Consider the following 13,886-nt stretch of genomic DNA (forward strand, 5'->3'; position numbering starts at 1 on the left):
ACTATAAACACCTCTATCTCAGTTCTGCGATTACGCTAGCTTGGATAGCGGTGTTTTTTTCTATCCTTGCTATCAAGATAGCTCTGATTTGATGTCTGCCTGGGCATTGGCCGACTTGGTCGGCAGCTGGGCTAGGATAATCGCCACAAAAACGAGGGCACAGCCGATGAGTTCCCGACTAGACAAGCGATCGCCGAGGATGACAAAGCCCGCGAGAAGTGAAAAGACAGCTTCTAGACTCATAATCATGGAGGCGACGACGGGTTTAACGTGCTTCTGGGCAATAATCTGCAGTGTATAGCCGATACCTGCTGAGACCAAGCCTGCATATAAGATGGAAACCCTAGCTGAGATAATTCCAGTCAACGCAAGCGGTTCAAAAAAGGGCAACAGGATAAGCGAAATCAGCGCTGCCGCAAAAAACTGGGTCATGGCGAAATAAATCGGCTCGACTTTCGGTAGATAATAGTCGATGAAGAGGATTTGACAAGCAAAGCCAATGGCGCAAAAGAAGACATAGAAATCACCGCTTTGTAGGGTAAAGTTGCCACCTGTCAGACAGAGCAAGTACATGCCGAGAAGGGCAACGCCCACGCTCAGCCAAATGCGTGCGCTGACTTTCTTCTTAAAGCCTAAGCCAATCAAGGGAATGATGATGATGTAAAGTGTGGTGATGAAACCAGCCTTCCCAACGGTCGTGTACTGAATGCCGATTTGCTGGAGGAAACTGGCAACAAATAAGAGGACGCCGCAAAAAGCACCAGCTACTAGCGTCGTTTTTAGCTTTGCCTTGGTCAGCTTTTTATCTGCGAAAAAATAAGCACAAGGTAAGACGGCAAGACCGCCTAAAAAATAGCGGCTAGCACTAAAGGTCAACGGCCCGACATCAGTCGTACCAACCTTTTGGGCGACAAAGGCAATGCCCCAAATGAATGCTGTCAACATTAGCAGCAAACAAGATTCAAGTTGTTTTTTAGTCATGGTACTCAGCTTTCGCTTTCTAGCACATAATCGCGTTTGATTTGGATAAAGGTCTGAATGAGCTGTAAAATTTGGAAAAGTCTAGCCCGCGCTTCAAACTCTTCTCTCGTTTTAGGCAATTCACTCGCCCGATAAGTTTCTAACGTCTCCTTGACTTGTTGCATGAGGGCTTGCCCGTCATTTTCTTTGGCGTAATTTTTGCCAATTGTTTTAAAGAGTTGAGCTAAAGCGGTCAATTGGTCTTTTTGAACAGTGATTTCAATCTGTAATAAAATCTCTGCGATTTCATGGAAAATTTCGACTTGCGTGGCACGCATGGCAAAGTAGTCATAACTTGCCCCCGCCCCATCGCCAAATCGGTTATCCATGTGCGTTCTCGCTAAGGCTAAACTCTCCGAAATATACTGCTCCAAATCTTCTACCTTGTGTAAAAAATGCGCCTGCTCAGATTGTTTGGCCATGATAAAACTCAAGCGCTTGAACAAATCTCGAAAATGGTGCTCCACGCGCTTCTCTCGTTCTGACAATTCTGCCTGAAAATTGGGCATCTTGAGGTTGACGATAAAAGCCAGTGAAATAGCGATAAAATTTAGGAGAAATTCATTGAGCAAAAGCTGTGGTGTGAGTTGCGTGGCAATCAAAAGATGCGTGACGAGAACGGCATTGGGCGCAATCCCTTCTGACATGCCGCAAGCTGCTGAATAAGGGATAAACAGCAACAAGAAAACACCAAATACCCAGACAGAGTGTCCAAAAATCGAAAACAAAATCACTGACAAAACCATAGCAACTAAAAAATTGAGCAGGCGATTTTTGCCACTTTTAAAGGTTGATTTTTTAGTATTACCAACGCTCAAAATCGCAATGATACCAGCCGCTGTGGCGTATTCCAGATGGAGTAAATTGGCGATGATAATGGCTAGACTAGCCGCAATGACTGTCTTAACTGTCCGTGCCCCAATCTTAAAGCCTTTTGGTAAAATCTTCATAGCTTATTATAACACAACCCTTTTCACGACTTGTTCAAATTGCACTCGGCGATGGCTTTCTAGGTCTACAAGTCTCTAGATACTAAAAATGCAGTCCGAACGTGGTGTCAGACTGCATTTCCCAGCTTAATAAAAGGAGACTTTTTCTTTCAACCCGAGGTTATAATCATCCTCATAATCATAAAGCGGGGTCGGATAGATGCCATCAAAATAAGAGGTGCAGATTTGGTCGCCTAGACCGATAGCGGCTTTCAAGCCATCTATCGATAAGAAATGAAGACTATCTGAACCGATGATTTCATTGATTTCTTCAACTGAATGGTTGGCTGCTATCAATTCCTTGCGAGTTTGGATGTCAATGCCATAGAAACACGGATAGGCAAGGGGCGGACTGGCGATGACAACATGGACTTCTGCTGCGCCCGCCTCTTTGAGGAGCTTAACAATCCGTTTAGATGTCGTGCCACGCACGATGGAGTCATCGACCATGACGACACGTTTGCCAGCAACGACACTGCGAACGCCTGAGAGTTTCATTCGCACGCCTTGCTCTCGCAATTCTTGTGTCGGTTGGATAAATGTCCGTTGAATATACTGATTTTTGACCAAGCCCATTTCGTAAGGCAGTCCAGATTCTTCCGCAAAACCTGAGGCGGCTGATAAAGAAGAATTGGGCACACCTACGACAATATCCGCTTCAATCTGTGGATTTTCTTTGGCTAAGAGACGCCCCATATTTTTTCTCGCTGTGTGAATGTTGACACCATTGATATTACTATCAGGACGCGCAAAATAGATAAACTCCATGCTACAAATTTTCATGTCAACATCAGTCGTATAGGTATCGACATGCACGCCTTTATCGTCAATCGTCACGACTTGACCCGGCAGGACATCCTGAACAAAGGTTGCGCCAACGACGTCCAAGGCGCAAGTTTCACTGGCAATGACGTAGGCGCCATGGGTCAGCTGACCGATTGAAAGCGGCCGAAAGCCATTAGGATCAAGGGCGGCGATGATTTTATCGTCTGTCATCAAGAGATAAGCAAAACCACCTTTGACCGTGTTAAGCGCAGATTTGACATTATCCATGAGATTAGTCGAGTAGCCACGGCGAATGAGATGCATGAGAATTTCCGTGTCTGAGTTACTATGGAAAATCGCCCCTTTTGATTCCAGTTCATGTTTTAATGTTCGGGTATTGGTCAGATTGCCATTATGACAAAGGCCAAGCTGACCATCATAGAAATTAAAAAGAAACGGTTGCACATTATCAATCGATGCCGAACCTGCTGTCGCATAGCGGACATGACCAATGGCTGCTTGACCTGTTAATTTCTCGAGATGCTTTTCATCTCTGAAAACTTCTGACAAAAGCCCTAAATCACGGTGACCTTTAAGTTTCCCTTTGTCATTTGACACGATGCCAGCGCCTTCTTGCCCCCGATGTTGCAGGGCGTGTAAGCCAAAATAAGTTAGCCTGGCAGCTTCAGGATGCCCCCAAACACCAAATAGCCCACATTCTTCGTTAAGTGATTTTACGTCGTAAGTCATTTTGCACCATTCTTTAAATTTTTCTGTGATTTCTAGCTGTCTGTTAAGTGACGCAACACGACTTTAGAAACCTCTCATGACCTTTATTTTACACTGATTACACGGCAAAATATAGTAAATTCCTTTGATTTAGGAGAAAACCCTGATTAATCGTTCGGTTTTTACTCATTTTTTTGTTTCGAGTGTTGCAAATGGCACAAAAAAACTAATGCCTAGCATTTGACATTAGTTTTGATTGATTAATCTTCTATTGCATCGGCATGCAATTTACCAGTTTCTTGATAAAGTTTGTACATGGCATCAATCTCAGCTTTAAATTCTTCTAGCATGACTGCTTCATCGACTGTCTTGATGATTTTCCCTTTTTTAAAGAGCATGCCTTTCCCTGCACCGCCTGCAAGACCGATGTCCGCTTCACGCGCTTCACCAGGCCCATTGACCCCACAGCCAAGAATGGCAACCGTAATCGGTGCCTTGATGTTAGCGATATAGGCTTCCAGCTCTTGGGCAATCGGAATTAAATCAATCTCAATCCGACCACAAGTTGGACATGAGACAAGCGTCGCGGCATTGTCAATCAAACCAAATGACTTGATGACTTCACGACCAACCTTAATCTCCTCACGTGGGTCAGCTGACAGAGAAATCCGCATCGTATCACCAATTCCGAGAGACAAGAGTGCGCCCATACCCGCTGCTGATTTAACCGAACCAGAAAATAATGGTCCTGCCTCTGTAATGCCGAGATGAAGGGGGTAATCAAAACGCTCAGCTGCTAATTTATAGGCATCAAGTGCCAATTCAACGTTAGACGCTTTCATCGAGATGATGATGTCATGGAAATCCAATTCTTCTAGGATTTCGACATGTTCAATCGCTGACTCCAACATGCCTTGGGCAGTTGGATAGCCATATTTTTGCAAAAATTTCTTTTCGAGCGAGCCAGCATTGACCCCGATACGAATCGGAATATTGTGCGCCTTACAAGCCTCAACAACCTTGGCTACACGGTCTTTACGCCCGATATTTCCCGGATTAATCCGAATTTTATCGACACCTGACTCGATTGCCTGCAAAGCCAAACGGTAATCAAAATGAATATCAGCGACCAAAGGAATATTAATCTGAGCTTTAATCTCTTTAATCGCAAGCGCTGCCGCCATATCCGGCACAGCCACACGGACTAATTGACAGCCCGCTTCTTCCAGCTGATTAATCTGCTCAACCGTCGCTGCGACATCCTGCGTTTTTGTCGTACACATGGACTGTAAAATCACTTTGTTGCGCCCGCCAATGATGACAGCATTTGGTCCATCACCAACCTTGACAGCGCGGGTCTTTCTTCTATGTGTTAAAGTCAAAATCTGACCTACTTTCTTTCTTAATACACGTTCAAGTATAACATTCTTACCCTATAAATTATATCAAAAAAACGCCGTAATAGTTTACGAACGCTTTAAGTTTTTGTCACAATCTAGTAAGACTTTGCGAAATGCGCAACTCTACCTAAACGACATTAGATGACTGCTAAGATAATAAAATTAAGAATGAACAAGAAGTTGACCACCCAGATGATTGGGCTAACTTCTTTGGCTTTACCTGTCACAACTTTTGTGATGGCGAAGAAAATGAAACCTGCGGCGATACCGTAAGAAATGCTGTAAGCAAATCCCATAAAAATTGACGCAAAGAAAGCTGGAATCGCTTCTTCCAAATCTGTCCAGTTGATGTCTTTAAATGAGCCAAGCATCATCACACCGACAATGATTAAGACAGGTGCTGTTGCGGCACTCGGCACGATTGAGATGAATGGGAGTAAGACTGATGACAAGAGGAAACAGATGGCTGTGACAACAGATGTCAGACCAGTCCGACCACCAGCACCAATACCTGCTGCTGATTCCACATAAGTCGTTGTGTTAGACGTTCCGAAAATCGCACCGATAGAGGTTGCTGTCGCATCCGCAAACAAAGCTTTATCCATTTTAGATGAGAAACCAGACCCTTCTTCGAGTGATTTTTCGTCTTCTGCTGAGAAGATGCCTGAACGACGACCTGTTCCGATAAATGTCCCAATCGTATCAAAAGTATCTGACAATGAGAAAGCTAAAATTGTCATCAAAACCTGTGGAATTTTAGCTGAATCTGTAAACAGTGATCCCATACCTTTCTGGCTAAAAGCAGCACCGAAAGTTTGACCTAATTCTTTAAAAGCTGAACCCAGTGAATTCCCTTTGAAGTCAATCGCACTCAAGTCAACCACACCTGCAAAAATTGCGATAATGGTTGTTGCGACGATTGAAATCAAAATCGCACCTTTGACATTTTTGACAACTAAAATCGCCGTGATAACAATCCCAACTAGGGCAACCAAAACGGCTGGTTGCGTAAAATTGACCAAGGCTGGCACAGCAGATGCCGCACCTTCAATCGTTGCTGTGCCTTTATCTGCACCTTTACCAAGGACTGTATACGTCCCTGGGTCAAGTGTAAATTTCAAAAGACCCGCATTTTTAATCCCGATATAAGCAATGAAAATTCCGATACCGCCACCGATTGCATGTTGAATACTTTCAGGAATGGCTTTGATAATCATTTTACGGATTTTCGTCACCGTAATCAGGATATTAATAATCCCACAAATGAAAACCATGGCAAGCGCTTCTTGCCAAGAGTAACCAAGGCCAAAAACGACTGTAAACGTAAAGAAAGCGTTCAGCCCCATACCGGGCGCTTGTGCGTAGGGCACATTGGCAAAAAGTCCCATAATCAATGTCCCAATGACTGAGGCAATGATTGTCGCTAGGAAAACAGCTTGATAAGGCATGCCTGTTTTCGATAGCATGTCTGGATTGACAAACAAAATATAACTCATGGCAAAAAATGTTGTCAAACCTGCCATAATCTCGCGACTGACTGTTGTGCCGCTCTCTGTAAGTTTAAAAAACTTATCCATAATATCCTTCTTCCATAAATAAATAATAAATGATCAATACTTACCTATTCTAATGGATGAGATACCTACTTTCAAGAGATAGTGACAGAATTAACCGACTTTCCTCATGGAATGTTCGGATTTTTAGAGATATCTTTAAGCATGGGACTGATTTCTGAAAAAGGTTCGTAAAAATTCGCGTTCATTCCGAAAAATGTTATACTAAATATAGAATAGTTAAACCAACACTAGAAAGGCTTGCGTTCAGTTTAAGACAAACACACGCAAAATCAACACATGACAAACAAAAAAATGATTGCGATTGACCTCGATGGGACAACCTTGCAATCCGACGGTGTGTCTATCTCAGATTACACCAAAAATATCTTCCAATCCGTCCGAAAAGAGGGCCATCAAATCGTCATTGCGACAGGACGTCCTTATCGTATGGCAATTCAAATCTACAACGACTTGCACCTCGAAACACCGATGATTAATTTCAATGGAGCCATGACCACCATTCCCGGGCAACACTGGGAGCACGCAGTCTCTAAGCACATCGATAAATCCCTCGTTTTTGACTTGATTAAAAAGCAACAGGCTTTTAAACTGGATTTTCTAGCCGCAGAATTTCGTCGCAAATTCTTTATCAATTCTTTTAAACATGCGAGTCCTAGCCTGTTTGGTATCAGCAACTTTGAACCCTATCATCAGATGCGAATGGAAAAACTGGATGACGATCCCAATGCCATCCTACTTCAGACGCGCTTTGCTGATAAATTGCAGTTAGCGCAGCACATCGACGATTATTTCAGCAATCAGGTCAGCGTTAGCGCTTGGGGCGGTCAAAATGGTATTTTAGAAGTCGTGCCTAAAGGTGTCAGCAAAGCCTCAGCACTTAAACATTTACTCAAACTCAACGGTCAAGACACCTCAGACCTCATTGCCTTTGGCGACGAGCATAACGATATCGAAATGCTCAAACTCGCTGGCACTGGGTATGCCATGGCTAATGCCAGCGACACACTCCTTGCCCATGCTGATCAGCAGATTCCTTACACCAATGACCAAGATGGCGTCGCAAGAACACTCGAAAGTCTATTCCTATAAAAAAAGCAAAATCTGCTTAAGATTTTGCTTTTTTATTGCCAACAAAGGCTAAGAGGACTACTGACACAGCTGATAAAACGAGGAGAATACCTGTTTCTTGGCCAATATGCCCTGTTAACGAAATCACTTGTCTGAACCCTGTGACAGCGTAAGTCATTGGCATCCAAGGATTGATTTTTTGGAAGAAGTGACTGGTCAAAGCAAGGGGATAAGTGCCTGCGCTGGCTGCTAATTGTAGCAAGAGTAAAATTAGCATGAGGAAGGCACCTGGTTTCCCTAACCACGTATTAAAGAGTGTCACGATAAACATAAAGGTAAAGGCAACCAAAAGTGTGAAGCCAAACATGGCCAATTCATGATTGGCAGATAAGCCAAGGACATGGACAGCAAGGTAGACAAGCACCCCCTCTCCTACTGCAATCACACCATTGACAGCCAATTTACCAAGAATGTAATCACGACGATTTTTCGCCTTTTCACCTGATATTGAGCCCGCAATAATCATATTTGTCGCAACAGCACCGACAAAAAGGGCAACAGACATCATGTAAGGTGTCATCCCAACGCCGTTTTTAGGAGAATTATCTTGGTCTGAATGGGTAATATTCAGCGGACTTGCGATTTTTTCAGCATTGGCTTGTTTGGTCTGATTGGCAGCGAGTTCTGTTTTCGCTTCGCCAAGACCTGTCGCTAATGTCCCGGCACCATTTTGCAGTGTACCGATACCAGTCGTTAAAGTATTAGCACCTGTTGCTAGTTGTGTTGACCCATCTGAAATCTGACCAGACCCATCTGATAACTGCGCTGTGCCGCTGAGTAATTGACCTGAATTTTGGTTCAATTGGTTGGCACCAGTCGCAAGTTTGGCAGCACCAGCTGTCAGCTGTGCGTTATTGCTAACTAAGGTTTGCGCACCTGTGTCTAATTGGGCTGTCGCTGCGCTAAATTGTGAGACACCTGATGTTAATTGATCTTTGAGCAAGGCAGTCCCAGCGCTGATTTGTTGCGCAGCTGGTAAAAGTTGTGTCTCCACAGCTGTTTTGGCGGTTGCTAAACCTGACGATAAATCAGTGATGGCTTGACTGGCGCCTGGTAGGGCTTGATCACTTTTGGTAGCAAGTAGTGCAAGCATTGCTTTGCTTGTATCTTGTGCATTTTTCAAGGCTGTCAGTTGTGTTTGTAAATCAGCCGCAGCAGTTGATAGAGCACGCAACTCAGTCGGGTCAACCGTTATTAAACTTTCAAGCGTTTGTTGATCAGCAGGAGTAGCATTTTGATAGGCAACTGTTCCTTGAAGTGTCGTCAGTTTCGTTGCTTGTGCTGTCTGTATATTTTGAAGCGCCGTTCCAATATTGACTAAGTCTTGTGTGAGACTCGCTGGAATGGCTGCATTTTGAACACTTTGATTGTAGGCTTGAATCCCATTATTAAGCGGTACTAATCCTTTTAATAGCTCATCTATTTTTTCTTGTTTTTCAGGAGCTATCGTCATCCCTTTAGACAGCTCACTCACGCCATTGTTCAAGGCTGCAGTGCCGTTGACTAATTGGTCAATATCAGTCAGTTTTTCAGACAACTGAGCCGTTGCGCCATTCAGCTGAGTGCTACCATTCGCAACTTGTGTCGCACCATCAGTGTAGCTAGTAACAGCTTGTGACAGCTCATTAGCACCGTTGGCTAGAGTTGCTACACCTGCTGTGTATTGACCGAGACCGACTTTCAAGGTGTCTGCTCCGTCTTTAAAGGTCAGACTTGATGATGCGAGTTTGTCTAAGTTGGTCGCGATTTGGTTCGCACCCGATTTTAAATCGCCACTCCCATTGACCAACTTATCGCTGCCATCTGCTGCTTGTCTCACACCATCTGACAGCTGTGTCAGATTTTCAAAAATTGTTTGGGTGTAAGTTTTCGTGATATTTTCGGAAACTTTTGCTTTGAGCTTTTCCATGGCGGAATCGCTCATTTTGCTGGCGATAAAGTTATGACCGACTGAGGTTTGATAGTGAATGATAGCATTGGTCGGATTGTTACTCACAAGACTACCCGCATTTTTTGAGAAATCACTGGGAATCGTAATCGTCATATAATACTTGTCATCTTTCAGGCCTTTTTCGGCAGTGGCATCGCTGACAAAGTGGTAATCTAAATCATGACTTTTGCCTAATTCATCAACTAGGTCGTCGCCCAGATTAACCGATTTGCCGTTAATGGTCGCTGACTTATCTTTATTAACGACGGCAACGGGCAAATCTGCGATTTTACCGTAGGGATCCCACATGGAACTGAGGAATATCAGGTTATAGAGTGCCGGTATCGTTGCCAGTGCAACAATAACGACAATGAAAAATTTATTTTTTAAAATTGCCTGCCATTCTTTTTTGATCATGTCTATCTCCTTTAATGAGTTTCGTTTTTTATCTTAATTGGACTTCTAGCTAACTTCTTAGGCAAAAAGACATTTTCCGAACCTGCGCAAGCGCAGGCGTTTCGAAAAATCCTATTTTTCTACAGAAGTTTACGACTAGGTCGTACCGCTTTCAGTATCTTGATTTTTTGGACACCTTGTCTTTCTTTACCTTTTTTATTATAATACTTGTAGATGAGATAGCAAGTATCTAATCCCAAAAAATGGACACTATGTACAAGATTGTTCTAAAAATAGAAAAAAGGGTTTCAATATGACTGATAGACGCATTACCAAAACGCGCTGTGCCATTGAGATGGCGATGAGCGACTTACTCAAAGAAAAAACGTTTGACCAAATCACAACGACAGAATTAGTCAAACGTGCGGGCATCAGTCGCTCCAGCTTTTACACCCATTACCAAGATAAATATGAAATGATCGACCAATATCAACGCGTCTTTTTCGCCAAAATCGAGGCAATTTTTGACGAAAATGGCACGGATATTCACAATGCGATTTTTGAAATTTTCGATTTCCTCTATCAAGATTCGGTCTTATCAGCTTTGCTTTCTGAAAATGGCACTCGGGAGATCCATATCTACCTGCGACAAAAATTTAAAGCCTTGCTCAAAACCGTTATTTCTCCACATTTAGGGCGTCAAACCCTTGATAAAGTTAGGATTGACTATCAAACCACTTATTCAGCTCATGCGATTTTTGGTATGGTGCAGCTCTGGATCAAGCGTGGGAAAAAAGAAAGTCCGCGAGAAATCACGGACACCTTGCTTGCGATTGTTGGACATTTCTAAGTCTTTAAAATAAACCAGCCAGACCAGCAAAGGGATTATCATCAGCGTTAATCTCTTTTTCATTTTGCTTGCCCAGCAGTTTTTCCGCCTCCTGCGTGTCTTTCATCGCTTCATAGACACGCGCCGTCATCCTGGCATCCGCCAAGGCATTATGGGCATTTTTCTCTGCGACATGGAAAAATTCCGCTAAAGATTTTAACTGGAAGTTCTTCATACCATGCAGTTTATTATCCCGCATGGTATCAGCGATTTCATAGACGTCTAAAGCATAAGCATCGGTTAAATCGAGACCATTCGCGAGTAATATCGGCAGGTCAGATTTATTGGCATTATAGCCGATAACGGGCAAGTCGCCAATGAAAGCTTGCAACTCTTTCAAGACGGTTTCTGCTTTAGCCGCTGTCAAAACCTTTTCTTGCGTGATACCTGTCAAGCCGACAACAAAAGAGTTCAGTGGCACATCCGAGTAAACAAAAGCATCGAAATCTGCCGTTTCTGCGCCATTTTCAAACCGAACAGCCGACACCTGAATCAGATGTTCGACATCATCTACCGTGTTAAACTCCAAATCAAATGCGACGTATCTGTCTAAACTTTCCATTTTTACCTGTCTCCTCTTTTGAGCAGTCATCTGCGCTCGTTCAACCTTTTTTCATATTCTACCATAAATCGGAAGAAATTGCGGGAATCAAAAAAGCACCGAAGTGCTTTCAGATTTTACAATTCAACAATCTTACCCGTTTTCAGATAAACAATCCACTCACAGAGATTTTTCGCATAGTCGCTAATCCGTTTCAAGTACATGGTTGTCAACAAGTAATCTTTACCTGTCGTAATCGTTTCTTGATTTTCTTCCATGGCGGCTAGGGTCTTGGTTTGAATTTCCCCGTACATTTGGTCAACTGTATCATCCCAGCTGGCAATTTCCCGCGCACGTTCAGCATCGCCTTGGATATAGGCGTTGAGTGACGCATCAACGATAGATTTCACCCGTTCGCCCATGAGTGAAATATCTGCCTCGACGATATGAATCCGTTCTTCACCTTTGAGGCTAATCGTTGCTTTGGCGATGGAAACGGCGTGGTCCCCCATGCGTTCCAAGTCTGATGAGGCTTTCAAAACGGTGATAATCGTCCGCAAATCATGTGAAACAGGCTGCTGTAAAGCAATCATTTCGAGTGATTTGGTTTCCAACTTTGTTTCTTGATCATTGATTTGTTGGTCTGCCTCTATCACATCCTCTGCCAAATCACGATCGTGACTGACGAAGGCACGGACAGCGCGATTGACCTGAGCGGATACTTGCGTCCCCATCGAATAAAATTGGTTGTGCAGTTTATTGAGTTCTTCTTCAAATTGTGTTCTTAACATATCATTCCTTCCATATTAGGTCTTTCAAACGGTTCCGGCGGCGTATCATATGACGATTATTCAAATTACGCTTAACCAAATTTACCCGTCACATAGTCTGATGTTGACTGTTCTTTTGGATCCAAGAAGATTTTCTTCGTTTTATCATATTCAATCAGCTCACCATTTAGGAAAAAGGCTGTTCGATCAGAAATTCGGCTGGCTTGTTGCATCGAGTGGGTCACGATTAAAATCGTATATTTTTCTTTTAAGTCTAAGAGCATGGTCTCGATTTTACCAGCGGAAATTGGATCGAGTGCTGATGTCGGCTCATCCAGTAAGAGAATGTCAGGATTGACCGCTAGAACGCGCGCGATACACACACGCTGCTGCTGCCCACCTGAGAGACCAAGCGCTGAGCTATGGAGTTTGTCCTTAACCTCATCCCAGATATTGGCAGCTTTAAGCGATTCTTCCACTGCTTCGTCTAAAATCGCCTTGTCCTTCACACCTTTGAGCCGCAAGCCATAAATCACATTTTCATAGATAGAAAAGGGAAAAGGATTGGGCTGTTGGAAAACCATGCCGATTTCCTTACGCAGCTCAACCATGTCTGTTTTCGAACTGTAAATATCGCCATCCTTATACATGATTTTGCCTGTCACCTTAGCTGACGGCACCAAATCATTCATCCGGTTAATCGAGCGCAAAAGCGTCGATTTCCCTGAGCCTGATGGCCCAATCAAGGCAGTAATCTCGCCCGGATAAAAAGCCATATTAATATCAAAGAGTGATTGTTTCTTGCCATAGAAAAGCGATAAATCTTGCACTTGTAAAATAGGTTCTGTCATAATGTTTCCTTAATCTTTTTAGTCAGACGCACTGATCGTATCTCGACATCTTAAAGCCTTCAACCATGCGACCCAACATTTTAACCGAAATGTCCTGATACATAATCCCCAGTAGATTTAAGCTCAGGGCGCGTGAAGATTTTCGAAGTCTTATCATACTCGATGAGGTCGCCTGAATAGAAAAATCCAGTATAATCACTCGCCCGCGCCGCTTGTTGCATATTATGCGTGACGATAATGATCGTATAATTTTCCTTGAGTGCCATCATCGTTTCTTCAAGTTGCATCGTAGAAATCGGGTCTAGCGCTGACGCTGGTTCATCCATCAATAAAATATCTGGCTTAACGGCAATCGCACGGGCGATACACAAACGCTGTTGCTGTCCACCTGAAAGCGCCAAAGCTGATTTATCTAGGTCATCTTTAACTTGATCCCATAACGCTGCTTGTCTAAGAGACGTTTCGACAGCTTCATCTAAGGTTTTCTTATCCTTAATCCCTTGACGTTCAAGCGCAAAGGTGATATTGCGGTAAATTGATTTTGAAAACGGGTTGGGGCGTTGGAAAACCATGCCAATATGCTTGCGCATTTCATAAACGTTGACATTTTGTTTATTCACATCAACGCCTTGATAATTAATCTCGCCTGTGACTTTTGCAATGGCAATCGTATCATTCATCCGGTTGAGACTACGGAGATAAGTTGATTTACCAGAGCCAGAAGGGCCAATCAAAGCCGTAATTTTATTTTTTTCAAACTTCATATCAATTCCCTTGATTGATTCGTTGCTACCGTAGTAGACGTGTAAATCTTTTGTTTCAAGGGCGATTTCACGGCCATCAAGACCAATGATATGACGTTCTTGCCAATCATAAGTTGCCATACTAGTGTTGTTCCTTT

At 43.3% G+C, this 13,886-nt stretch carries 12 protein-coding genes; 2 read left to right on the forward strand and 10 right to left on the reverse strand.

Annotated features, from left to right (window positions below; translation table 11 throughout):
• Positions 1 to 72: 72 nt before the first annotated feature.
• The 5 genes from RsY01_RS00700 to RsY01_RS00720 all read right to left on the reverse strand — a co-directional run bounded on the left by RsY01_RS00700 (position 73) and on the right by RsY01_RS00720 (position 6,480).
• Positions 73 to 981, reverse strand: a complete 909-nt coding sequence (locus RsY01_RS00700) for a DMT family transporter (protein ID WP_094783648.1) — start codon at positions 979 to 981, stop codon at positions 73 to 75.
• 5 nt (positions 982 to 986) lie between these two features.
• Positions 987 to 1,970 carry an aromatic acid exporter family protein gene (locus tag RsY01_RS00705; protein WP_094783649.1) on the reverse strand — a complete coding sequence of 328 codons (984 nt, stop codon included), beginning with the start codon at positions 1,968 to 1,970 and terminating at the stop codon, positions 987 to 989.
• 126 nt (positions 1,971 to 2,096) lie between these two features.
• Positions 2,097 to 3,524: an amidophosphoribosyltransferase gene (purF, locus tag RsY01_RS00710; protein WP_094783650.1), complete on the reverse strand. Its 1,428-nt coding sequence runs from the start codon at positions 3,522 to 3,524 to the stop codon at positions 2,097 to 2,099.
• 239 nt (positions 3,525 to 3,763) lie between these two features.
• Positions 3,764 to 4,885, reverse strand: coding sequence for a flavodoxin-dependent (E)-4-hydroxy-3-methylbut-2-enyl-diphosphate synthase (gene ispG, locus RsY01_RS00715; RefSeq protein ID WP_432205760.1), 1,122 nt, complete (start codon positions 4,883 to 4,885; stop codon positions 3,764 to 3,766).
• Positions 4,886 to 5,040: 155 nt separating this feature from the next.
• Positions 5,041 to 6,480 (reverse strand): NCS2 family permease, encoded by a 1,440-nt coding sequence (locus tag RsY01_RS00720; protein ID WP_094783652.1) that lies wholly within the window; start codon positions 6,478 to 6,480, stop codon positions 5,041 to 5,043.
• A gap of 276 nt (positions 6,481 to 6,756) precedes the next feature.
• Between RsY01_RS00720 and RsY01_RS00725 the strand changes: the two genes are divergently transcribed.
• Positions 6,757 to 7,569 carry an HAD family hydrolase gene (locus tag RsY01_RS00725; protein ID WP_094783653.1) on the forward strand — a complete coding sequence of 271 codons (813 nt, stop codon included), beginning with the start codon at positions 6,757 to 6,759 and terminating at the stop codon, positions 7,567 to 7,569.
• A gap of 16 nt (positions 7,570 to 7,585) precedes the next feature.
• Here the strand turns inward: RsY01_RS00725 and RsY01_RS00730 are convergent, their stop codons facing one another.
• A complete protein-coding gene (locus RsY01_RS00730) occupies positions 7,586 to 9,955 on the reverse strand; it encodes a YhgE/Pip family protein (protein WP_094783654.1) in 2,370 nt (789 codons plus the stop codon).
• Positions 9,956 to 10,247: 292 nt separating this feature from the next.
• Here RsY01_RS00730 and RsY01_RS00735 point away from each other — a divergent pair, with 292 nt between their 5' ends.
• Positions 10,248 to 10,784, forward strand: a complete 537-nt coding sequence (locus RsY01_RS00735) for a TetR/AcrR family transcriptional regulator (protein WP_238594926.1) — start codon at positions 10,248 to 10,250, stop codon at positions 10,782 to 10,784.
• 4 nt (positions 10,785 to 10,788) lie between these two features.
• On the opposite strand, the gene RsY01_RS00740 is transcribed toward RsY01_RS00735, so the two are convergent.
• The 4 genes from RsY01_RS00740 to pstB (RsY01_RS00755) all read right to left on the reverse strand — a co-directional run bounded on the left by RsY01_RS00740 (position 10,789) and on the right by pstB (RsY01_RS00755) (position 13,869).
• Complete coding sequence (locus RsY01_RS00740; RefSeq protein WP_094783655.1) at positions 10,789 to 11,385, reverse strand: 3'-5' exonuclease; 597 nt, start codon at positions 11,383 to 11,385, stop codon at positions 10,789 to 10,791.
• A gap of 116 nt (positions 11,386 to 11,501) precedes the next feature.
• Positions 11,502 to 12,155: a phosphate signaling complex protein PhoU gene (phoU, locus tag RsY01_RS00745; protein ID WP_094783656.1), complete on the reverse strand. Its 654-nt coding sequence runs from the start codon at positions 12,153 to 12,155 to the stop codon at positions 11,502 to 11,504.
• A gap of 71 nt (positions 12,156 to 12,226) precedes the next feature.
• The gene (gene pstB, locus RsY01_RS00750) at positions 12,227 to 12,985 is read right to left on the reverse strand and encodes a phosphate ABC transporter ATP-binding protein PstB (protein ID WP_167373205.1); all 759 of its coding nucleotides are present in this window, start codon (positions 12,983 to 12,985) and stop codon (positions 12,227 to 12,229) included.
• An 80-nt stretch (positions 12,986 to 13,065) separates the two neighbouring features.
• Entirely contained in the window at positions 13,066 to 13,869 is an 804-nt protein-coding gene (gene pstB, locus RsY01_RS00755) for a phosphate ABC transporter ATP-binding protein PstB (protein ID WP_094783658.1), read from the reverse strand.
• Positions 13,870 to 13,886 lie beyond the last annotated feature (17 nt).

The sequence above is a fragment of the Pseudolactococcus reticulitermitis genome, assembly GCF_002260845.1.
Lineage (GTDB): Bacteria > Bacillota > Bacilli > Lactobacillales > Streptococcaceae > Pseudolactococcus > Pseudolactococcus reticulitermitis.